This window comes from Moritella sp. PE36 (assembly GCF_000170855.1).
In the GTDB taxonomy this organism is placed as follows: domain Bacteria; phylum Pseudomonadota; class Gammaproteobacteria; order Enterobacterales; family Moritellaceae; genus Moritella.
Genome location: NZ_ABCQ01000008.1, coordinates 93,102 through 116,304 on the forward strand (window position 1 = coordinate 93,102; position 23,203 = coordinate 116,304).

At 40.8% G+C, this 23,203-nt stretch carries 20 protein-coding genes, 2 pseudogenes and 1 riboswitch; of the genes and pseudogenes, 12 read left to right on the forward strand and 10 right to left on the reverse strand.

From position 1 onward, the window contains the following. Positions 1 to 109 precede the first annotated feature (109 nt). Positions 110 to 1,396, reverse strand: a complete 1,287-nt coding sequence (locus tag PE36_RS07320) for a PD40 domain-containing protein (protein ID WP_157517765.1) — start codon at positions 1,394 to 1,396, stop codon at positions 110 to 112. Between the two features lie 215 nt (positions 1,397 to 1,611). On the opposite strand from PE36_RS07320, the pseudogene PE36_RS23960 reads away from it, so the two are divergent. Next, positions 1,612 to 2,208 (forward strand): annotated as a pseudogene (locus tag PE36_RS23960) (phospholipase A); the annotation flags it as partial. Positions 2,209 to 3,136: 928 nt separating this feature from the next. Here the strand turns inward: PE36_RS23960 and PE36_RS07330 are convergent. After that, positions 3,137 to 3,361 (reverse strand): helix-turn-helix transcriptional regulator, encoded by a 225-nt coding sequence (locus PE36_RS07330; protein WP_006031345.1) that lies wholly within the window; start codon positions 3,359 to 3,361, stop codon positions 3,137 to 3,139. Between the two features lie 9 nt (positions 3,362 to 3,370). Then, positions 3,371 to 3,919, reverse strand: coding sequence for a DUF2975 domain-containing protein (locus PE36_RS07335; protein WP_006031346.1), 549 nt, complete (start codon positions 3,917 to 3,919; stop codon positions 3,371 to 3,373). A gap of 213 nt (positions 3,920 to 4,132) precedes the next feature. Here PE36_RS07335 and PE36_RS24980 point away from each other — a divergent pair. The 5 genes and pseudogenes from PE36_RS24980 to PE36_RS07355 all read left to right on the forward strand — a co-directional run. Next, positions 4,133 to 4,306, forward strand: a pseudogene (locus PE36_RS24980) (histidine kinase); the annotation flags it as partial. Positions 4,307 to 4,513: 207 nt separating this feature from the next. Then, on the forward strand, positions 4,514 to 5,401 hold the full coding sequence (locus tag PE36_RS07340; RefSeq protein ID WP_043994217.1) for a phospholipase A: 888 nt from the start codon (positions 4,514 to 4,516) through the stop codon (positions 5,399 to 5,401). A gap of 103 nt (positions 5,402 to 5,504) precedes the next feature. After that, positions 5,505 to 6,185 (forward strand): TetR/AcrR family transcriptional regulator, encoded by a 681-nt coding sequence (locus PE36_RS07345; RefSeq protein ID WP_006031348.1) that lies wholly within the window; start codon positions 5,505 to 5,507, stop codon positions 6,183 to 6,185. Next, on the forward strand, positions 6,172 to 7,503 hold the full coding sequence (locus PE36_RS07350) for an efflux RND transporter periplasmic adaptor subunit (protein WP_006031349.1): 1,332 nt from the start codon (positions 6,172 to 6,174) through the stop codon (positions 7,501 to 7,503). Before PE36_RS07345 ends, PE36_RS07350 begins: the two co-directional genes overlap by 14 nt. After that, positions 7,503 to 10,601 carry an efflux RND transporter permease subunit gene (locus tag PE36_RS07355; protein WP_006031350.1) on the forward strand — a complete coding sequence of 1,033 codons (3,099 nt, stop codon included), beginning with the start codon at positions 7,503 to 7,505 and terminating at the stop codon, positions 10,599 to 10,601. The genes PE36_RS07350 and PE36_RS07355 overlap by 1 nt, the downstream gene beginning before the upstream one ends. A 77-nt stretch (positions 10,602 to 10,678) precedes the next feature. On the opposite strand, the gene PE36_RS07360 is transcribed toward PE36_RS07355, so the two are convergent. Then, positions 10,679 to 11,518, reverse strand: coding sequence for an EAL domain-containing protein (locus PE36_RS07360; protein ID WP_006031351.1), 840 nt, complete (start codon positions 11,516 to 11,518; stop codon positions 10,679 to 10,681). Positions 11,519 to 11,742: 224 nt separating this feature from the next. Continuing rightward, entirely contained in the window at positions 11,743 to 12,075 is a 333-nt protein-coding gene (locus PE36_RS07365; protein ID WP_043994186.1) for a hypothetical protein, read from the reverse strand. Between the two features lie 407 nt (positions 12,076 to 12,482). On the opposite strand from PE36_RS07365, the gene PE36_RS07370 reads away from it, so the two are divergent. The 3 genes from PE36_RS07370 to PE36_RS07380 all read left to right on the forward strand — a co-directional run bounded on the left by PE36_RS07370 (position 12,483) and on the right by PE36_RS07380 (position 15,310). Then, positions 12,483 to 12,833 carry a phasin family protein gene (locus PE36_RS07370; protein WP_006031353.1) on the forward strand — a complete coding sequence of 117 codons (351 nt, stop codon included), beginning with the start codon at positions 12,483 to 12,485 and terminating at the stop codon, positions 12,831 to 12,833. Between the two features lie 379 nt (positions 12,834 to 13,212). Next, positions 13,213 to 13,314: riboswitch (purine riboswitch) on the forward strand. A 90-nt stretch (positions 13,315 to 13,404) separates the two neighbouring features. Beyond that, positions 13,405 to 14,730: an NCS2 family permease gene (locus PE36_RS07375; RefSeq protein WP_006031354.1), complete on the forward strand. Its 1,326-nt coding sequence runs from the start codon at positions 13,405 to 13,407 to the stop codon at positions 14,728 to 14,730. 16 nt (positions 14,731 to 14,746) lie between these two features. Then, complete coding sequence (locus PE36_RS07380) at positions 14,747 to 15,310, forward strand: xanthine phosphoribosyltransferase (protein WP_006031355.1); 564 nt, start codon at positions 14,747 to 14,749, stop codon at positions 15,308 to 15,310. Positions 15,311 to 15,423: 113 nt separating this feature from the next. Here PE36_RS07380 and PE36_RS07385 read toward each other — a convergent pair whose 3' ends face one another. Beyond that, a complete protein-coding gene (locus PE36_RS07385; RefSeq protein WP_006031356.1) occupies positions 15,424 to 15,888 on the reverse strand; it encodes an Lrp/AsnC family transcriptional regulator in 465 nt (154 codons plus the stop codon). 91 nt (positions 15,889 to 15,979) lie between these two features. On the opposite strand from PE36_RS07385, the gene PE36_RS07390 reads away from it, so the two are divergent. The 3 genes from PE36_RS07390 (at position 15,980) to PE36_RS07400 (ending at position 18,470) form a co-directional block, all read left to right on the forward strand. Then, positions 15,980 to 16,570 (forward strand): LysE family translocator, encoded by a 591-nt coding sequence (locus tag PE36_RS07390; RefSeq protein WP_006031357.1) that lies wholly within the window; start codon positions 15,980 to 15,982, stop codon positions 16,568 to 16,570. A 355-nt stretch (positions 16,571 to 16,925) separates the two neighbouring features. Next, on the forward strand, positions 16,926 to 17,861 hold the full coding sequence (locus PE36_RS07395; RefSeq protein ID WP_006031358.1) for a LysR family transcriptional regulator: 936 nt from the start codon (positions 16,926 to 16,928) through the stop codon (positions 17,859 to 17,861). Positions 17,862 to 17,957: 96 nt separating this feature from the next. Further along, the gene (locus PE36_RS07400; protein ID WP_006031359.1) at positions 17,958 to 18,470 is read left to right on the forward strand and encodes a DUF481 domain-containing protein; all 513 of its coding nucleotides are present in this window, start codon (positions 17,958 to 17,960) and stop codon (positions 18,468 to 18,470) included. Positions 18,471 to 18,539: 69 nt separating this feature from the next. Here PE36_RS07400 and PE36_RS07405 read toward each other — a convergent pair whose 3' ends face one another. The 4 genes from PE36_RS07405 to msrB all read right to left on the reverse strand — a co-directional run bounded on the left by PE36_RS07405 (position 18,540) and on the right by msrB (position 23,194). After that, positions 18,540 to 18,824, reverse strand: a complete 285-nt coding sequence (locus tag PE36_RS07405; RefSeq protein ID WP_006031360.1) for a hypothetical protein — start codon at positions 18,822 to 18,824, stop codon at positions 18,540 to 18,542. 81 nt (positions 18,825 to 18,905) lie between these two features. Beyond that, positions 18,906 to 20,774, reverse strand: coding sequence for a methyl-accepting chemotaxis protein (locus PE36_RS07410; protein ID WP_043994189.1), 1,869 nt, complete (start codon positions 20,772 to 20,774; stop codon positions 18,906 to 18,908). Between the two features lie 419 nt (positions 20,775 to 21,193). Continuing rightward, complete coding sequence (locus tag PE36_RS07415) at positions 21,194 to 22,756, reverse strand: YdiU family protein (protein ID WP_006031363.1); 1,563 nt, start codon at positions 22,754 to 22,756, stop codon at positions 21,194 to 21,196. A gap of 3 nt (positions 22,757 to 22,759) precedes the next feature. Then, on the reverse strand, positions 22,760 to 23,194 hold the full coding sequence (gene msrB / locus PE36_RS07420) for a peptide-methionine (R)-S-oxide reductase MsrB (RefSeq protein ID WP_232286546.1): 435 nt from the start codon (positions 23,192 to 23,194) through the stop codon (positions 22,760 to 22,762). Between the last annotated feature and the right edge of the window lie 9 nt (positions 23,195 to 23,203).

Consider the following 23,203-nt stretch of genomic DNA (forward strand, 5'->3'; position numbering starts at 1 on the left):
CATTGGTCGAAGAAAGAATCAAAAATAAAGGCGAGGAAATTTAATATTGCCTCGCCTTCATTGTTTCTAAGGATTATGAAAATCAATCATTATTCCCTAGCTAGTTTTATTAGTTAACCTTACGGATAAAGATATCAGTGCTGCCGTTATCATCGTTCGATATCATGTTGCTGGCTTGAGATTGAAACACTACGTAGCGGCCATCGGCACTGATAGCAGGTCGATAACTATGCTCGTTAGCCTGACCGCCGTAACTACTAACACTGACCAGATCAGTAATACCTACGTAGCGATGGTGGATAAAAACATCAGAAAAATCATTATCATCGTGAGATATAAAAGTGCTAGCTAGAGATTGGAATACCACATAGTTGCCGTCACCACTAATACTAGAAATACTGCTATCATCGTCTCCCTGACTGCCATCCATAGCAATACTAACCAGCGCTGTCAGGCCAGTCTTGCGATCATGAACAAAAACATCTTTAGCCGCATTAGTATCTTCAGGTACTAGGTTATTAGCACTAGAGTCAAAAGCCACATAACGACCATCAGCACTGATGGCTGGAAACAAACTATCAGAGTTACCCTGACTACCGTCACTGGCGATACTGACTAGTTCGGTGGTACGGCTGTTACGATCGTGGACAAAAATATCTGCTTTCATATTGGTGTCGTTCAATATCAGATGACTGGTATCGGCAGCAAAAGTCACATAACGACCATCAGCACTGATGGCTGGATGATAACCGTCCCCCTGACTGCCACTACTAGAAACGCTGATCCGCTCGGTGATGCCTCGGTCGCGGTCGTGGACAAAAACATCTGCTTTCATATTAGTGTCGTTCAGTACCAAGTTGTCGGAAAGTGAGGTAAAAGCCACGTAGCGGCCGTCAGCACTTATAGCGACTTGATCGCTATCAAAATTACCTTGGCTGCCATCACTATCGATGCTTACCAACTCGGTGCTGCCAGTGACACGATCGTGGACAAAAACATCTTTTTCATTGTTGGTATCATCATCGACTAGATTGCTGGCGTCAGCAATAAAAGCTACATAGCGACCGTCAGCACTGATACTAGGTTTATAGCTGCCCGCATCCGCCTGGCTGCCATCACTGGCGATACTCACTCGCTCAGTAATACCGCTGTTACGATCATAGACAAAGATATCTGCAGTCTCGTTAGTGTCATCTGACACCAAATTGTTAGAAAGTGAAGTAAAAGCCACATAACGACTGTTCGCACTGATCGTGGGCTCAAAGCTGTCGGCGTTGCCTTTACCGCCGTTAATCGCATCAATTATGTTTTCAGAACTACACGCCGATAAAAAAGCGGAACATAACCCAAACAACAGCATCCTCCAAGCAACAATTCGTAAGGTAGATATTTTCATTATCTCCCCCTTTTATGATAAGGCTTAGATTTTGAGTATAGGAAAAATAGCGACCCAGTCAATGTTGCTCTGAGTATCTAAAACCGCAGTGCAGATAAACCGCTAAGTTAACATTTGTCTAACATCTGTATTCGTATTATGGTAGAGGTAATACTCAAATATTAAAGCTAAGTAACAAGATTATTACTATGGCAACTCAAATGACGAAAACAATAATGGCCGTTTCTCTGCATTGGCTCATACCACTTATCTTCGCGATCAGCTTCACTGCGAATGCCGGCGATTCACTGGTCGAAAAGAGAATTCACGATGAACGTACTACTTCCGATCAGCCATTTGTTCTGACACCACATAACGTCAACTATATTTTGGCCAGCTACAATAACTCGCCTAATATTGAACCCTTCCGTGAGGAGGCTGAACTGCGTGGATATGAACCCTCGCTAGATAACTTTGAGATTAAATTTCAGGTCAGTGTTAAATTTCCTATCATGTACAATGTGTTCGGTGATAATGGTCATCTATTTATGGCATATACCAATCAGTCCTATTGGCAGATAAATAATACCGACGCTTCGTCTCCCTTCCGTGAAACCAACCACGAGCCAGAAGTGTTCATGATGTTTAATAACGACTGGCAAATTGCTGGTCTCACTAACTCTTTATTGTGGGTCGGATTTGTCCACCAGTCCAACGGTAGTTATTCAGAACGCTCTCGAGGTTGGAACCGGGTCTATGGCGTAGCAGTTTTCGATAAAGGGCCTTTCGCACTAAGAGGAAAAGTCTGGTGGCGCATTCCGGAAGACGAAAAAGAGTTTGAAGATACACAATAGCAGCACTCACCGCTACACCGATGAATACCCATTCCAAGGTGAACTGGCTAACACTCAAGATACGATCAACATAGGACTCAATACTTGAGTAATACAGGTAAAATACAAAAGTTACGCCACTCTCCGTCAATATTAGTAACGCTAAAATAGTCTGTAGCATCAATTTTTTCAGTCCAGAATAATGGTTCAAATAAATCAAATAACAAACAAAGAATGAGGCGATCACAGGCTCAATAAAAGTCAGTGAGGCAATCACGTCGACCTGCCATGGGTACGGCACCTCTAGAACACCAGCTGAATCTGGGGACGTCAAATATGGCATCAGCGGCTGAGTTATATCCTGAAACGCAGGCTGAATAAAGAACAAAGACAGAACTGTAAAAATGATAACGACTAGAATAGCTATTACTTTATTGTTTAACATTAATGTTCGACTAATCACGTTAATGACGCCAGTTGTCACTAAGGTAAGTAGCAGTTCAGGTAAATAGTTAGAAACCCATAAATACAGAAACTGTTTATCGACGGTGTAACCCGCTGTTAACGGCAAACGTATGAATAGCTCTTGTAAAGCAGCCATCATAATAAAGAGTACAGCCCACTGACCGATGAAACTTAACGACGTTCTCCATTCTTTAATTCTTTCACTCAACCATAATATGCCCATATTTTGTAATATAAAAAGTGACAGCGGTACCCAGATTGGTTGATCGAACCACTGAGGGTAACGAACACCAGCATTAGTCATTTGAATGTGAATACCAACTGCAAGAGTCGCTACAATCAATAAATACAATCCGAGTAAAACTCGGGCTTTAATAGGTAAAAAAATCATCGAAACCCTAGATTTAAGATATAAAAAAAGCCGTAAAACGGCTTATTATAAAGACCATACTAAGCTGTGATATTAACTATCGTTATCATCACTATTAACTTCAAATTCTAGAATATCGCCAGGCTGGCATTCTAGTACTTCACAAAGCTTGTCGAGTGTTGATAACCGGACCGCTTTCGCTTTGCCGTTTTTTAATATCGAGAGGTTTGCCTCTGTGATGCCAACAGCTTCAGCCAAGCTTTTTAAGCGCATTTTTCGCTTAGCCATCATTACATCTAAATTAATACAAATAGTCATCTCGGCTCCTTAAATTGTATGGCTGTTTTCATCAGCAAGAAAATAACCTTCTTTCATCACCCATGAAATAATCAAGATAATAAAGCCAAGCACTAGTGTTAGAAAATCCACGCCTACAAATCCAATTGCCAGCATGCGATCACCCGGAGCGTTATTAAACGACAAGATAACCGACATCAATGCACCGTAAACCACAGAAGCACCAACCCAATAGAATAAGCTGTAACCTAATTTCTGGTAGCTCATCACATTATCGAGTGAGAAAATTTCGTTACGCTCGTAACTGCGGAATAAATTAATCAGCACCTTTAGCGCATACATAATGATGCTGCATAAAAATAAGCTGACGATGGTGGCTAATATTCGCGTTGTTAACGTCAATGGTAATCGTGTGTAACTGTCGATGTTATGACTGACCTGAATAACGCCGAATGATGTAAGAAAATCATATGACGTTTCAACCGTTAGCCAGTAATAACATACTGCGATTGGAGTTAGCACAAATAGACTTTGAAAAAATATACGTGCACGACGGCTTTGCTTTTGAATCTTGGACATAATTAGTAACCCTGTTGAGTAGATGACTGGATACTAAGCCAGAAATAAGTATATATCAATAATTAATTATCGATTAACGATAATTAATTATCAAATAACAACCTGTAAACGTATTTACAAATCATTCTTTATGGCCTGTTTGTATGATGTACAAGTATTGGCGTAATAACCTCGTATTTTTCACGTTCGTTATATTAATGAGTGCGCTATTAAGTAGCATTATCAACGTCAAAAAATGAGTTAAAACAAGCTCAGCTTAGAAACAGTATCCTACTCTCGGTTTCACATGATTTACGCACGTAATTAGCGACGATCATAGGCACGCTAACGACCCTAAAAGAGTACATAGAAAAACTCAGCGAAGGCGAAAAAATAGAGTTGTTAGAGGATATGGGGGGGACATACGCATCGCAGTGATACTCATTATCTGCGAATTTTAGTGAGTCAGCTTAATAAAGAGAGACCAATTACAGATCAGCCAGCCAGTTAACATTTGTTTAACATCTGAATTCATATTATGGTAGCGGTAATACTCAAATATTAAAGCTAAGTATCAAGATTACCTCTATGGCAACTCAAATGACAAAAACAATAATGGCCGTTTCTCTGCATTGGTTCATATCACTGATCTTCGCGATCAGCTTCACTGCGAATGCCAGCGATTCACTGGTCGAAAAGAGAATTCACGATGAACGTACTACTTCCGATCAGCCATTTGTTCTGACACCACATAACGTCAACTATATTTTGGCCACCTACAATGACTCGCCTAATATTGAACCCTTTCGTGAGGAGGCTGAACTGCGTGGATATGAACCCTCGCTAGATAACTTTGAGATTAAATTTCAGGTCAGTGTTAAATTTCCTATCATGTACAATGTGTTCGGTGATAATGGTCATCTATTTATGGCATATACCAATCAGTCCTATTGGCAGATAAATAATACCGACGCTTCGTCTCCCTTCCGTGAAACCAACCACGAACCAGAAGTGTTCATGATGTTTAATAACGACTGGAAAATTGCTGGTCTCACTAACTCTTTATTGGGGGTCGGATTTGTCCACCAGTCCAACGGTAGTTATTCAGAACGGTCTCGAAGTTGGAACCGGATCTATGGCATCGCAGTCTTAGATAAAGGGTCTTTCGCGCTAAGAGGAAAGATTTGGTGGCGCATTCCGGAAGACGAAAAAGAGTTTGAAGATGCTCCCCAAGGCGATGACAATCCAGATATTGATGACTACATGGGTAATTTCGAATTGACCGCGGCTTATGCACTCGATGAGCAACGTTTTACGATGATATTACGTAATAATCTGGATAAGCCTAATTATGGCGCAATGGAATTAACTTGGAGCTATCCGATAAAAGACAATTTACGACTATACACCCAGTATTTTTATGGCTATGGAGAAAGCATGATTGATTATAATACGCAAACTCAGCGTATTGGGATCGGTTTCGCCCTTAATGATATCTTTTAGACAAAATTTATCCAAAACGGCAAAAGTGGGAAATTAATCATCTGGATAATTTATACAAACAGGTTCAGAATTATCCAGGTGATTAATTAATGATGGCGTAGGCATGGATAATAACGATAGCAAAGACGTGACCGAAGTTCGTCACATAGGCAGACCAACAAAATCTTCCGATACCAATATTCGCCAGCACTTAATGACGGTGGCATTTGACCTATTCGCCAAAAATGAATACAACCAAATTAGTACTCGAAAAATTGCCGCAGCCGCCAATACTACGCCAGCGATGATCCGCTATTACTTTCAAAATAAAGAAGGTTTATTTCATGCGGCAATGGAACAATACCGCCAGCCAATGGTAGACGTATTGAGAAAAAATGCGGCTAATCCATCATTAGAAAAACTACACGACATATTTATTCTGTTTTATACCGCAGTACAAGAAAACCAAAGCTTACACCATATCATCAAGCGCAACATGATCAGTGATGACAACCCACAGATTAAAGCGCACATCATTAAAGAAGGGCCACAACGATCCTTCAAATATATCAAAACCATGCTCACTAAACTACAAGCCAAAGGCGATATAAAACCTGAACTTGATCCGGAATTATTAACCATTCAAATCTTAAGCTTATGCATTTACCCTTGTGCATTTAAACCTTTGATCCAACAATTAATTACAACCGATATTGATATGCAGTTCTACCGTCGTTTGGCACAACAGAATTATAGCTTATTAATCAATTCTATTAGCACGGAGCAATACCATGAAGAAATCTAAACTACTGTGGCTACCAATCGGCGTCGCTACAGGATTAGGTATCATGGCCATTAATAATGCCATCATGAAGAAAGACATTGTATTAGAAGCGATAGAACCTGCGCAAAGTGTTTATACGACTCAGATCCAAGTACAGAGCATAGCCCCGGCGGTAAAAGGTTACGGTAATGTTGTGGCGAAAAACACATGGCAAGGTATCACCGAAGTCAGCGGCAAAGTAATCTACAAAAATGATAAGTTACAACGTGGTACCTTTATTAATGCCGGGGTTGAGTTACTGCGTATCGACCCGACCTCTTACCAATTAAACCTAATCACCGCACAAGCGAATTTAGACAATATAAGCTTTGAAGTGGAAAAGCTCGCGATTGAAGAGCAGCGTCTAACGCGTTCATATCAAGTCGAAAGCAAAACCCTGGCGCTGGAAGAAAAAGAATATCAACGTAATATCAAACTAAACAAGAAAGGCACGATCTCGGCGTCAAGTTTAGAGCAGCAAGAGCGTGTGGTATACAATACCCAGCTACAGTTAAATGATTTAAAAGCACAAGTAAATCAACTGCCGGTACGACAAAAAGCCCTGCAAGCACAAATAGCCCAAGCGCAAAGTCAAGTTGACCAAGCGCTGCTCGATTTAGAAAACACCATCATTACGATGCCATTTAATGGCCGTATTATTGATGTGAACGCCGAGTTACAACAGTTTGTGTCTGCTGGCACCAGTCTGATGTTGGCACATGATGTATCGAAATTAGAAGTTGAAGCAAAAATGCCCACCAGCCAACTCAGTCGCCTCATTCACAGTTTAAAACAAGACCGCGATGTAATAGATAATCTCCACGCTGTGCCCGATATTGCTATCGCTAATTTAACGGCCCGTATTACCTTACGTAATTCATCATCAGAAAACCATTGGCAAGGTAAGGTAACGCGGATCTTAGGTGAAATTGATTCGCGCTTAGGCACCGCAGGATTGGTCGTCGAAGCTGACTTTGATTTCCTTGAATTCATTAAACGTAATGATCCCAATGACAGCCCTATTATCTCAGGCATGTTTGTTGAAGTGACCGTAAACGGCCAGGCGCAACCGCAACTAACCGTGCCATTAGCAGCCCTGCATAATAACCGTTTATACCTGATAGATGCCGATAACCGACTGCAATTAAAAACCGTTGATGTGCTATTTATTCGCGACCAAATCGCGGCTATAAAAGCAGATGGTCTGCAAGCCGGTCAGCAAGTGGTGTTATCCGATATTATCCCGGTGGCGAATGGCTTAAAACTGGCGCCAACCGTGTGGACAGAGGATAGTGAATAATGATCCAGTTCTTTACTAAACACCCAACGGCTGCCAACTTAATTATGGCGATGTTTTTAGCACTCGGTGCGATCACCATTCCAGATATGAAACGGGAAACCTTTCCTGATTTTTCAGTGACCATAGTGCAAATTACCGTGCCCTATCCCGGCGCGAGTCCTGAAGATGTCGAACAAGCCATTTGTTTACCAATAGAAGATGCGCTTGATGGCATCAACAACCTTAAAAAACTGACCTGCAGTGCCAGTGAAGGGGTCGCGGTCACCACCGCAGAAATGAGCCATGATGGTAACGGCACTACGTTTATTTCGGATATAAAAACCGAAGTCGACGCCATTGACCAGTTTCCCGATGAAGTGGAAACAACCGTGGTAAAAGAGCTGATGACCTATGATGATGTGGTCAGTCTGGTGATTTACAGTGACATGGATAAACAAGATCTCAAACTATATGCCGAAGATGTTAAGCGCCGTCTAAAACGGTTAAAAGGCATTGCCCAAGTTGAAATTAATGGTTTCTCGGATCCACAATTACGAGTCGAACTTGATTTAGTCGCCCTGCGTCAACTCAACGTATCAGTGCAAGATGTGGCAAATCAAATTGCCAAACAAAATGTGAAGATGCCCAGTGGTAACTTAAATACCCCCAGCAGCACCATATTATTGCGTTTCGATGCCCAGCGTTATACCCCACGCGATCTCGGTGAGATCATTGTGTTAAGTCACCAAGATGGCAGTAAAGTACAGTTAAAAGACATCGCTACGATCACCCAACGCTTTGAATTAGATGAATCAAAAATAACGGTGAATGGTAAAGAAGGCACCATGCTCGATATTAAAAAATCGAAAGCCGATGACTCACTGGATGTACTGGAAGAAGTGCAACAATTTATTGTCAACGAAAAGCTGCAAACACCGGATAGTATTGAATTCTCGCTCACCAAAGACATGGCCTCAGTGGCGAAAGATCGTTTGGATCTATTGCTCTCTAATGGTTGGCAAGGTTTCATCTTAGTATTCCTGGTGATGTGGTTATTCTTCCCTTGGCGTTATGCTATCTGGGTGGCAATGGGCTTACCGGTGTCCTTCCTTGCCAGTATGTATGTACTGTCATTGGTTGGTATTAGTTTAAATCTGATGTCGATGGTGGCGCTGTTAGTGGCTATCGGTTTGTTGATGGATGATGCCATTGTATTATCCGAAAGTGTCGCTCATGAACTCAGTAAAACCGAAGATAAACTTGCCGGGATCGTCAAGGGGGTGAACCGGGTTAAAAATGGGGTGTTTTCATCATTTCTAACCACAGTCGCGATCTTCGGTTCACTGGCGTTTCTTGAAGGTGACATGGGCGCAGTACTTAAAGTGATCCCGATAACCTTAGTCATTACCTTAAGTGTATCCTTGGTTGAAGCTTTTTTAATTTTGCCACATCACCTTTATGCATCCGTTAAAGATGTCGATGACAGCGTCGCGGAGAACAGCTTTAAAGGCCGTTTTAATAAGAAATTTGAATACTTCCAGTTTACTCTTTTACCTAAAGTGATTGGTGCTGTTGTCGACCGTCGTTACATGGTAACAGCAGGCATCATTGCCTTATTCATCGGTACGCTATCGTTGACATCCAGTGGCATGCTGCGCTTCTCAGCGTTTCCCGAAGTAGAAGGTGATTGGGTACAGATAACCGTATTAATGCCGCCAGGCACCCCGCTTCATAAAACCGATAAGGTTGTTGCCCGTATCACCAAAGATATTAAGCTCACCAGTGCTCAATTTGGTGAACAACCCGATAATGAATCACTGCTAAAATATATCACAGTACAAAGTGGCGTGAACCCTGACGCAGGAGAAACCGGTGAACATGTCGCGACTATCTTTGTGGATCTGCTGACATCAGAGCAGCGTGTGACACGGATGGCCGATTATTTAGCCGCGTTGCAGCAGCAGATTGGTATTATCCCGGGAGTCACCAACTTGATCGTACGTGAACCTGCGATTGGTCCAGCTGGACGTGCGATTGATATTGAATTAAGCCACCCGAAGATCCAGACATTAAAAGATGCCGGTAATGAATTAGCCCAATACCTAGCCCAATTTAATGGCGTGAGCAATATCATTACCAACCTTCGTGATGGTAAACCTGAGCTCAGAATGTCGTTACTGCCTGGCGCGGAAACATTTGGCGTCACCGGACAAGATATCGCGCTGCAATTACGCGCTGCATTTTTTGGTATCACTGTCGATGAGTTACAAATTGGCAGTGAAAATGTGGAGCTAGACGTAAGATTGGCTGAGCGTTATAGCGCTGACTTAGCCTATTATGAAGATTTCCCTTTCACCCTTGCTGATGGCAGCCAAGTACCACTGGCGAGTATAGTTAAAGTAGAATGGGGCCGTGGGGTGAGTCAATTAAACCGTATTAACAACATTCGCACTATGTCGTTAAAAGGGGACATAGATAAAGAAAAAGCCAATACCGTCGAATTGATGACGAGAATGCAAAAAGAATTTGTCCCTACCCTGATACAGAAATATCCAGGTATTGAAGTGCGCTTAGGGGGGGAAGTCGAATCAACCGCAGAAACAGGTAACTCAATGCTGAAAAGTTTCTCGATTGGTCTGTTTGTGGTCTTTGCAATATTAAGCTTTCAGTTCCGCAGTTACATCGAACCACTCATTGTGATGCTCGCTATTCCACTGGCGCTGATTGGGGTATTCTGGGGTCATTACCTGTTGAATTATGATCTGACCATGCCATCAATGCTGGGCTTTACCTCGTTGGCTGGGATCGTGGTGAATAACTCTATCTTGCTGGTGCAGTTTATCAAAGAGAATTTAGTGCAGACTAACGACATGAGGCAAGCAGCCATCCATGCAACCACTAATCGTATCCGCGCTATTTTAATCACCACAGCAACAACCACGGCCGGGTTAATGCCGATACTACTGGAACAGAGTATTCAGGCTCAGGTCATCATCCCACTTGTCGTCGCGCTGATTTTTGGTTTATTAGCCTCAACGTTATTAGTGATTTTAATCTTACCAGCCTTCTATGGCATCCTCGATGATTTCGGATTAACCGAGCGCCATAGCAAAGAGTAAATACAAAAATGGATAGCCTTCTGTTGATCTGCCAGCACCAAGGTGTGATTGGCCGTCTGGCTATCTGATGTTACAAATTAGAGCACCTTCCAGCCTTCGCTAGACTCTGTAGTCTGACGTACGCTTTCAGATTTTGCTAGCTTCTCTGGTCTCGCTAAATAGTACCCCTGAAAATAATCCGCACCCGATTCCACGCAACGCTCAAAAACAGCTTTAGTCTCAATCCCTTCGGCAATGGTCTTCGCCTTAATGGAACGGCCGATACTCACTGCATGATGAAATTTGCTGTACTTAAATGCAGCTAACAAATCGACAATACTTTTATCAATTTTCAAGTAATCACGTTTAATACTTCTTACTCTCTCTTCTGTCGAATAAGCAATACCATAGTCATCAATAGCCACTTCAATACCAAAATCGGCTAATTTCTGGATTCCATTTAAAACCGATTCAAGGTTGCGACCTTCAAACTCAATGATTTCATAAACCAATTGCGTCGGTGACACACCGATCTTTTTCAATCCCCTGATTAAAGTATTAACCGCAATGTCATGATTAGACAGGATCTCAAATATAACCGGGGTAACATTGATGAAGAGCTTTTTATCGTAATAACATGAACGAGAAAAGTTTAACATATGGATAGTAGAACAAATTAACGTGGCAATAGCGCTTACTTCATCATCATGGATGATAGATTCAAAGTAATCATGGGGGTTAACCGCAGAACCATTGGCATCAAAAATACGCGCTAATGCCTCGACACCGTATATATTATGCTCACGATCAAAAATGGGTTGAAACACACTGGTAAAAGTTAAGTCTTGGTAGGTAATATAGAAGCCATATTCGGCGTCTTCTTCGATAAGCTCGATGATATTATTGTGGAGCCTGGCGTAATCATTCATAAAATCCATCTTACAACCCTTCATCCCTTGTTAACTATCACCTGATTTTCGCAGGTACAGTAACATGAAATCATCGCCAGCCAGGCAGCTGACTTACATACTCTTAAATTGCAGGAGAATTTTGCTTAAAATCATGATCTATACCACAAAAACCTGATTTTTAAATAAAATAGTGGACATAAAAGAACCAGAAAAAATGTATCTGGCCTAGTGCTGAACTCATACTATTATCGCTAAGCACAAATACCGATATTTGCAGCCACGTTTTCAAACCAGGGCTGGCTTTCGCAATCGAGCTCTGCGTCAAATTGACGTGATAACATTGATTGTACTTTTTTAATTGCATGACTGGCAATCAACACTTTCTCTCCAGCGACATCATTGTTTTTTAAGGCCAGTTCATTCGCATAATTCAACAAATCTTCAACAGAATCCAAATTAAAAGAAGCTGTATGTAAGATATCAAGACTTGCTTGCGTGTAATTGCATGAACGAATAAAACGAATTTCTTGCTTAACACGAGAAACAAGGGCTAAACCATCTTTTACTAAAATTTCAAATTCCACTGCTAGCACCCCAAATAATTTGGTAAAAATTATAATCGCCTAGGAAAAAAAACGATGCTGTTTATTACTATTTTTTCGTTATAACGGTTTAAGTGGTTATAAATAGTAAGATAGTTGCTTAATAAGTAACTCGCCAACAATAGTTCAAACTAAAACAAACAATTCTGAATAATGCTGAATAATGCTGAATAATAAAATTAAACCCCACGTCAGGCACTCTTTTACGCGTTATTACGGTATAACCGTAGATAAGTGAAACACAGTTAAACAGAAAAATAATTCTAATTATTCTTTATCTAATTATAAATTATTCAACAAAACTAAATACACAATTTGTATGCATTTTCTAATTTAAAACCCTATTCTGGCTTCAACAAATCGAAACGCACCCTGAAAGGATAAAAACCATGACACAATTAAACGTAGTTGATACAGCGAAGAAACTTTGGAGCAGCAAAGACGAAATTGCTAAAAACATTTGGTTAGCAGGCCTTGGTGCATACGGTAAGAGCATTGATGAAGCGAACAAAGTTTCAGACAAATCTTCAACATTATTCGAAGAACTTGTTGCTAAAGGCACTAAGATTGAAGAATCAGCTAAAGCAAAATTGTCTGATAAAAAAATCTCTACTGACGTTTTAGAAACACGTGTAAACCAAGTGTTCACTAAAATTTCAGGTGTTGACGGCACTAAAGTTGACGCATTAAACGCAAAAGTTGATGAATTAACCAAAGCAATTGCTGATCTTAAAAAGTAATTGTTTAACGTTAATCGAAATGGTGAGCCGAGGCTCGCCATTTTTCGTTTAGAGGCTACGGTATTATTATAAAAACAGTTTCTATTTAAAGGCTATTTTGCCTATCTAGACATAATTGGCACAAATTAACGACATGTTCGTCACTTTTCACTCAAAAACAAAGCCATAAAGTATAATATCGACCTGTTTAAATATTGACCATCAAGTCAATTAATTTAATTTATTTTAATATTACCCTGTTATATACCTAATTCTCTTCAAAGCCCTATAAGTAGTAGTTCCCCATAGCAATACTAGCTATTTTCCGCCTAGATATCTCGCTGTTTTGAATGTTCAGCCAACATAAAAAAATTGACAACCGCGTCAACATCTTTAAGATGCCCCGCAAGCAATGTGACGTTGTATAATTTTGGCAATATGGGCCTTAAGTCTCTACTCTGAAACCGTAAATTTCAGACCTACAATGAAGCAGGATAACTGTACCTTTTTTCTGGTATGGTTCCCCTACCCAAGTTTATACTTCGGAATATTGTCATTTTAAATCAACCAACTTAATAGTAATGGGTGTTTAATGGACAAGTACTTCCTCCTGTCTGCGCGTGGCGCAACTCTAAAAAATGAAATCTACGCGGGTTTAGTTACCTTTTTAGCGATGAGTTATATCTTAGCAGTGAATCCGGCAATCTTAGGCAGCATCGAAGGGATAGACAAAGGTTCGGTCTTTACCGCAACAGCACTGTCTGCAGCTATCGCCACATTCATTATGGGTGCGATCTCTAAATACCCGATTATGTTGGCGCCGGGCATGTCGATGAATGGCTTCTTTAAAGCTATTTTACTCGGTGGTGGTATCTCGTTACTTTGGCATGAAGCACTGTTTGCTATTTTCCTTTCTGGTTGTCTGTATTTAATCTTAAGCTTAACCCCTGCACGTAAGGTGATGATTGAAGCGATCCCTGAAGATCTAAAACTCGGTATCGCGGTTGGTCTGGGCTTGTTTGTATCTTTTCTGGGATTACGTAACGCCGGTATCATTGTAAGCAACCCGTTCACCTTAGTAAGCATGGGTGATGTCAGCGATCCGAAAGTATTTATCGCCCTGTTCAGCATCTTTATTGCGATTGGCTGTTTAGTCCGAGACATGAAACTTGCGACTGTTATTTCATTCATCTCGTCTATTATTTTAAGTTTATTAAGCGATCGCTTCCTGGGTAGTAACTTAATTACCTTACCGTCAGAAGTTTTTTCGATGCCGCCAAGTTTAGCGCCCACATTTGGTGCTATCTTTGATTTGTCACAACTGACAATGCCAAAACTGACTGATTTGATTTTCTTGGTTATTATCTTCTTTATTGTCGACTTCTTCGATGGTCTAAGCACGATTGTGGGTGTCGGCCGTGATGCCGGTATTATCGGTAAAGACGGTAAAGTGCCAAACGCAAGATCGGCATTAGTGGCTGACTCCGGTGGTACCATCATAGGGACGATATTAGGTACGACGTCAATTACCGCTTATTCCGAATCGGCAGTCGCATCATCAATGGGGGCTAAAACAGGTATCAGTGCCATTACTGTTGCCGTGATGTTCTTAATATCTATGTTCTTGTTCCCTGTATTCTCAATCTTCACGTCGGCGATTGTGGCTCCGGCACTGGTTGTTATCGGTATTTATATGATTAAAAACTTGGCTAACGTCAGGTGGGATAAGAAAGAGTCAGCCATTCCAGTATTCTTTATCATGGTATTTAGCTTGTTAACCTTCTCGCCTGCAAACGGTATGGCAATGGGCTTCATCAGCTACTGTTTCGTCATGTTAGTACAAGGTGACGGCAAAAAAGTTCATCCAATAATTTACTCACTCGCATTACTATTTGTTGTTTATTTAGCAATTTCATAATTTAAGGGACTAACACATGAATTTATTAGAAAAAGCGATTTTAGAGCACGGTAAATCAGTTAACAACGTAGCCCTAGACGCAAGTAGCTTTTTAACAAAGCAAATTGATATTCAAATTTTAGATTGGTGTGCATCGCAATTAGCGATCCACTTTCAAGATGCTAAAATCGACCGTATCCTCACCATTGAAAGCGGCGGTATTGCTATCTCGACCTTGGTGGCATTAAAACTGAATGTGCCATTAGTGGTGATGAAGAAAAAGCGCAGCATGTTAGATCCAGAAAATGTACTCACCACCAATGTGTTCAGCTTTACCAAAAATAGCTCATACGAGTTGAACTGTAATGTTGAACACATTAATGACAATGATCGTATCTTGTTTGTTGATGACGTATTGGCACACGGTAATGCGGTTGAAGGTACGCTGGCAATCCTTGAGCAAACTAACGCTGAATTAGTAGGTGTGGGTATCTTGTTTGAAAAATCGTTCCAAAGTGGCGCAGCAATGTTAGCAGAAAAAGGCATTGATACCTTGTCACTGGCACGTATCAGTTCACTAGAAAACGGCATTCATTTTTAATCAAATGGCTGTTAGCTAGTTAAAAGTAATCGAAAGGGGAGAAACTATAACTGTTTCGCCCCTTTTTAGTTGCTAATGCTTAATCTTTTTCATTACTCGATAATCAATAAACATTACGCCCGATCGTCTTTCGGAGAGTCCATCACCACATGCGTGGTAATGATGCGGATTTGGGGTATCGCCCCTAATTTATTAGAGTGAAAAACTTTATAAGCTTTTAAATTCTTGGTTTCGACACGTAATAGATATTCAGAGGAGCCGGTAATGTTGTGGCACTCTTTCACTTCTTCCGCCAGCGTGATTTCTCGCTCAAAATGTTGCTGTGCAGCCATGGTGTGTTCACTTAACCCCACTTCCACATAAGCAATAAAGCCATTTCCCATCAGTTCACTATCTAGAATAGCGCGGTAGCCTTTGATCACACCACTGGATTCTAATTCCTGCACTCGACGTAAACACGTTGACGGCGATAAATTTATTTTTTCAGCCAGTTCAGCATTGGAGATCCGCCCGTTGATTTGAAGCTCTTGTAAGATCCTGTCATTAAAAGCATCCTTTTTGATGATTTGTTGTTTCATAAGTCCTTTTCACTGATCATTTTTAACGATAATCCCACTATAACTGAATTATCATTTAATTAACTAGGGATTACTTAAAGAGATTGATTTTATGAGCGTCGAAATACTAACTGCATTTATGGCTTTTGCATTCGTCACCTCGGTCACTCCGGGACCAAACAACTTGATGTTAATGAACTCAGGCGCTAGTTTTGGTATTAGAAAAACCGTGCCACATGTATTGGGAATCGTCGTAGGATTTATATTTATGCTGCTGTTGGTGGGACTCGGTATTATGCAAATTTTCCAGCGTTTTCCTGTCAGTTATGACATATTAAAAGTATCGAGTATTGCTTATTTACTCTATCTCGCCTTTAAGATCGCCACCTCTAATACCACACTGGAACACAATGCCACCAAGACCAAGCCATTTAGCTTTATACAAGCGGCAATGTTCCAATGGATAAATCCAAAGGCATGGACAATGGCGCTGACTGCATTGAGCATTTATGCCACGTCTAGCGACCTAAATACGGTATTATTTGTCACGCTAATATTCGCTGTTATTAATCTACCGGCCATCAGCCTATGGGTTCTTTTAGGACAAAAAATGCAACGTTTTTTAACCAGCCGTAAACGCTTAAAAGCCTTTAATGTAACAATGGCAATGCTACTGGTGATGTCACTCTACCCGGTGATTTAGAATGCGTTTAATACTCACTAAACGATGCAGACCATGTATGAAAAAGATCTCTACGCGACTGGTGATGCAACACACCTTGTTGCATCACGTTATCAAGTAATGACATGCTTTGGGAAAGTAAGGATTCAGCGGTGAGAATAACAAGCCTAAATGCGAACCATTGGATATCTGCTGTGCAGGTAAAGCCATGCTAAAACTGACCGATCGAGGATCTGCAGGCTTTACTTCATAAGGTAGGTTGGCTGTAATTTCTTTATCTTCATCTGCGGAATTAAATGACGGTTACCTAATACTATCTAATTAAGCAGAACTTTATTAGACTAGAAATTACTGCATGGTTAATAGGGAGGCTAGTATGAAAAAGGATTTGTACACGACGTTAGATCTTAACTTATTAAAGGTCTTTCTGATTCTTTCTCAAGAGTTAAACATGCGGAAATCATCCGAACGGCTTTTTGTCTCTCAGCCTGCGATTAGCCAGTCATTGACGAAACTGCGTAACCACTTTGATGATGAACTATTTGTGAAAGTGCCAAAGGGTTTAAAGGCAACTCCATTTTCAGAAACACTAGCCGCATCGATTTCCCCCTATTTAAACGGATTAGCAAACAGCATTAATACTTGCCTTAAATTCGATCCTGCAACACTCAACACATCGCTTAAAATTGCCCTTTCTCCCATTGTTCTTTCTTGCCTATCAGGATCACTTTATCAAGCATTCAAAGCATCAGCTCCGCATGCGGTAATCGAATTGGTGAGCTGGTCGCGTTCGACGGTTGAAGAGATACAAAAAGATGAGGTTTACCTTGGCATTAATTACGAAATAGCAACGCCCGCAGAAGTTTACAGTAAGAAACTGGCTGATTTATGCGGACAAGTCATCGTTAAAAAAAACCACCCAATAACCAAGACGCTCACCACACCTTACGACTACGCGGGTTATGAAATTGCATCCATCATTTCTCCCGGCTGGAATGACAAATTTAGTGTCGCCGCTGACACGATGAAAGCGCATGGCTTGGAATATAAGGTCGGCTTTCGCTCTGAGTTCATCATGGTGTTACTTGATATTATTCAACATTCAGATATGTACATGCCACACACCAATCTCTTTCCTGTCCATCAACACCCCAATTTACGCGCTTTAGACGTTGAGGTTCAAGGTGAAGCCTACCACATTGGTGTTTACACTTACTGCCATGCACGGCATAGAAATAGCGCACTCTTAAACTGGTTACATCAACTCATCTCTGGTGTCATTCAACAGCAATTGACCCTGAATAATAAGTAACGCTTATCAGCGATATAAGACATAACGCTTAGCTTCACAGCGCTCATTAAAATAGTCTTAATAACAGATTATTACATTTAATTATGAGTGTTTCCTATGAATAAGATACTTATTCCGTTACTGCTGATCAGTTCAACATCAGTATTTGCTAATACCATCCATATATCACCAGAAATTAAAATTGGCCCCTATGAAAGCTCTGGTATTTCTGGTGCGGGTATGCAACTCGGTTTGACCGATACCTTAGGCTTGGATGCCGTCTACGTCTCTTACAGCCATACCTCTGCAGAATTTTTAGGTATCCATAAGGACAGGTTAAAAACATATCGAATAGGTGCACAAAAACAGCTGGTTAATAGACCTAAAATGTCATTGCAACTGGAGGCTGGCGTGGTTGAATATACCGGTCAGAAAAGATCGTACTGGGGTTCAGACGTACAAACAATGGAAGCGAAAGGAGTGAGTATCTCAGCGTCTTGGGTGATTGCAGTGACTGACAATATCGCGTTCAGAGCCGGGACTGATTTTAACTATATCGATCGAGATAAAACATTTCTGCCCTATGATCTAACGGCAACCATTTCCACTGGCGTTGTGGTTAGTTTTTAACTCGTAATTCAAGCATCTGTAGGGACATGTTCACCCTACAGAATGACATATTAACTCTGACTCAAAACGTTATTTAATGATTGAAACGCCGTCAACTACAGCCACAGTACTCGCATCAGTACGTTCTATTGTTTTAACCAGCACAGATTGGATCGTTTCATCTTCGCGTGCGTCAGTTTTACTTGCAAACTTTTGCGCTTGTGGCGCTGCGCCTTCTTCTGACGTAAATGTCACCACAACTTCAGTCGCGATGTCAGCCGTTGCACCAAAGTACTCGAATGATACAACTGGGTAGCCTTTGAAGCCTCTTTTGGCTAGCTTTTCGATACGTTTTTTTGCTTTATCTACATTCATTTATCTGAATCCTAGTGGTCATGAAACCTGAGAGTATATAATACAAGATATCTGGTTATTATCTTAATTATATTTCAGTAATTAAACCGTATATATCGCTACGCTATCATAAAGTTTAGTGGCTTCGGTATTAAGCACATTAGACTGTTCATTAGCATCAACCGCGTTTTCGGATAAAATATCGGATACATTATTAATGTTATTTACATTTTCAGATATCTCGCCTGTTACCGCCGTTTGTTGTTCAACAGCGGTCGCAATTTGCGTCGACATATCAGAAATTTTCTGGATAGACACATTAATTTCATTAAACGATTCAGCGACAAGATCGGATTCCGAAACGGTAGAGAGTGCAAGTTTTTCACTTGATTTCATCAGTACAGTGGCTTTGCCAACAATGTCTTGAAGTGTTTGAATTGTTTTTTGAATCTCTCCTGTAGAGCGGTGGGTCTTTTGAGAAAGCGTACGAACTTCATCAGCGACCACAGCAAAACCACGTCCGGCATCCCCGGCACGAGCAGCTTCGATAGCAGCATTAAGTGCAAGTAGGTTAGTCTGATCGGCAATCGTTTGAATAGCGACAAGAATGCTATTGATTTCCAGTACATGCGAATTCAATTCTTCTATAACATTAGATGTCTCTTTAATCTCGCACGAAAGATCACCGATGGACTTAATCGAACCAGAAATAATGGTCATGCCTTTTTGTGCACTTTCAGAAGATGCTTGCGCTGAACTTGCAGCCTCTTCTGCATTGCGAGCAATCTCTACAGTAGCGCTTGTCATTTCGTTAACCGCCGTGGCCACCATAGACACTTCAATTTGTTGTTCTTTGATTATGTTACTGTTTTCATGTGATTTTGATTGGCTTATTTCAGCCATAGATTTAAGCGTAGTCGCTTGATGTTTAACTTCTTCAATTAAAGATCTTTGGCTTTCAGCGACATCATTAAAGGCTTGGCTTAATTCTCCAATTTCATCTGCATTACTTGCGTCAAGACGATGCGTAAGATCACCGCCTCCAGCCGCGATCTCTTTTAAAGATGCCGTCACCTTAAGCAATGGATTGAGTGATTTTTTAATAAAAAAGAACATAAACAAAGACACAATTAAACTGACAGCCAATGCCGCAAATAATTGCAAGAACGCATTATCTCTAATATCTTGAGTAATACTTGCTCTATCAATAACTATAATGGTTCTTAGGTTTGTGCCTTCAATTGGAGCAACATATATGACACTGTCAGTGCCATTTATGTTGTCATTATAAATCTTAGGCTGCTCATTATTTAAATATTTATTATCTAACGAAATATCGGTTAATTTCTTATTAATAAGCGCTGTATTTACATCCGCAAAAATTTCACCATCATTAGATACAACAAATATTTTTCCATTTCCAGGAATAAGCGTTTGCGCTAAATTTGAAATTAAAATATCAATTTTAACATCTGCTCCAATCACCATATCAGTGTTGTAAAATTTCATTGCGCGACTTAAAGATACAACTCGATTTCCTGTTGCCGCAGCAACGGTCGGGGTATCCATAAAAATAGCATCCATCGAGGCATTTTTATACCAGCCCCATTTTCTCGGATCGTCATTTCCCTCTGGAAGTTCTACATCATCAGCATTCTTTTGATTGCCATCAGGATAAGCGAAAAAAACGTTTTCAAAGCGGCCCGCATTTTTAATTATTTTTAACGTACTTCGAACCATCATTAAAGGCGTGTTTGCAGGCATACTATTCAAGGTATCTGATTTAGAACTTAACCAATCAGTTAAAGATTTATTGTATGAGTTTGCAGTACTTTCTATTCTTGATAAAGTCTCATTTTCAATTCTATGTTTAGCAGAAAAATAGCCAGTTGCTCCAACGGCTCCAGCACCAATAAAAACAGCAATCGATGCGGTTAATACCAATCGAGCCTTCAATGTTATTTTTTTCATTTTACGTTCCAAATCATCAGGCAAAAAGGAATGCCACATCTGATATTAATTAACAGTCATCATGCGTCTATAATTGTCGCGTGTATAAACATGATGCTCAGAACGAAAATATTACCTTAGATTTATTTTATGTAACGAAAACTAGTGGTTAGTTGTGACTGCCACCTAACAATGTAGGGCTCTTTTCTTTCATTTCATAATTAAAACGAAAGTTGTATGGGTAATAATAACGCCCGGCAATAATTTAAAAGCACAATAATGCACCGGTCAGCCGTCTATTGGTTATATATAAGGGTTGTTATTGGTTATACCGAAGGGTTGTTATTGGTTATACCGAAGGGTTTTAATTAATCATGCAGAAATATTTTCTGGGTTAATACTGCCGATATAAGCATATCGGCAGTATTCATTTAGAGTGACTAAGACGAACAGCTCAGTACCATCTTGCGTCCCCACTCGGGCGGTAATGCAGCGAGCGTTTCAAACTCAGGGTGTTCGGAAAATGGATTGGTTAATACTTCAAGTAACTCATTCACCAGGCTATAGTCATAGTCTGTTGCTTGCGTGATCGCTTGCTGCGCTAAGTAATTGCGTAAAATATACTTAGGGTTAACTTGATTCATGCGTACTTTACGCACCTCATCTACGCTCGATTCTAAGACTAAACGTTGCTGATATTTAACTGCCCAGCCATCAAATGCCTCTCGGTCGATAAACTGATCGCGAATAGCGCTATTCTTTTCATTATTAGTACTATTTTCAGCATCCTCTGCGCTATCAAAATCACTTAATGAACGGAAGAAATAGGTATAGTCCACTGCGCTACCTGCCAATATTTCCAGCAAGTTTTTAATCAACTCACCATCCGTATCCTGCACTTGTTGTAAACCGAGTTTACCACGCATCAACTCACGAAATTTCGCTAAGAAGATATCATCATAAGTTTGCAGTACTGTATTTAACGGCTCGACATCCATGAACGGCGTCAACGCACGACCTAACGCCATTAAGTTCCAGTAACCCACTTGTGGTTGCTGATTAAAGGCATAACGTCCCGAATAATCGGTGTGGTTACAAACATAAGCCGGATCGAAGTTATCCTGAAACGCAAACGGGCCATAATCAAAGGTTTGACCTAAGATCGACATGTTATCGGTATTCATTACCCCGTGAACAAAACCAACCGCTTGCCAATGTGCCATTAACTCCGCGGTAGTGGTCATCACTTGCTTATAAAACGCCAAGTAAGGTACTTCTGCGGTTAAGACATCAGGGAAATGCTTGGTCAGAGTATAATCCAGCATCAGCTTTAAATCGTCTAACTGCTGAGTATAATAAAAGTGTTCGAAGTGGCCAAAACGCACATGCGATTCAGCAACACGTACCACCATGGCCGCTTGTTCAACCTGTTCACGCATCACCGCATCGCTACCAACAACCACACTTAATGCTTGTGTTGTTGGAATACCTAAGCCTTGCATTGCCGCACTGCATAAATACTCACGAATGCTTGAACGTAATACCGCGCGACCATCACCTTGACGGCTATAAGGCGTTTTGCCTGCACCTTTTAAATGCAGATCCCAAGTCGTGTTCTTACTACTATTACTATTACTACCATCACCACTAGCATCATTACCTTTAACTTGTGCTAACAATAAACCACGACCGTCACCGAGATCAGGGTTGTAGTGACCAAACTGATGACCGGTATACTTCATTGCCAGTGGGTCGAACCCACTTGGTAGATAGTTACCAGAGCATAGCTGCAATAACGCATCGCTATCAGCGACAACATTATCTAAACCTAACAAGGCTAATACTTGCGGGTTTAGACTGACCATTTTCGGGTCGCTGATACCATCAGGCATTTGCTTGTTATAAAAATGCGCGGGTAACGTCGCATAGTGATTATCACACTTAAGTGAATCGATACCTGCTAGTTTATAATTACTAGAGTCTGGTTTATTAATGATGCTCACGAATTATCTCTTTTGTCCTTGGCTAAAGCCCATCGATATCGAGTTGATACAAAAACGTTGACCTGTCTCTGTAGGACCATCCGGGAATACATGGCCTAAATGCGAGTCACAGTTACTGCACGTCACTTCAATGCGTTGCATGGCTAAACTGCTGTCTTCGGTATACACCACTGCGCCTGATTTGATCTCTTTATCAAAGCTTGGCCAACCGCAGCCCGAATTGAACTTGCTATCGCTAGTAAATAACTCACTACCACAGCATTTACAGTGGTATACGCCCACTGTCTCATTGTTTAACAGCGTCCCCGTGTAAGCATGCTCTGTGCCTTTTTTACGGCACACGTGAAACTCTTCATCCGTTAACTCGGCTTGCCACTCGGCGTCTGTTTTCGTCACCTTAATAGTGCTTTTATCTGTGTTCTTCATATCTTTATTCATACTCTTGTT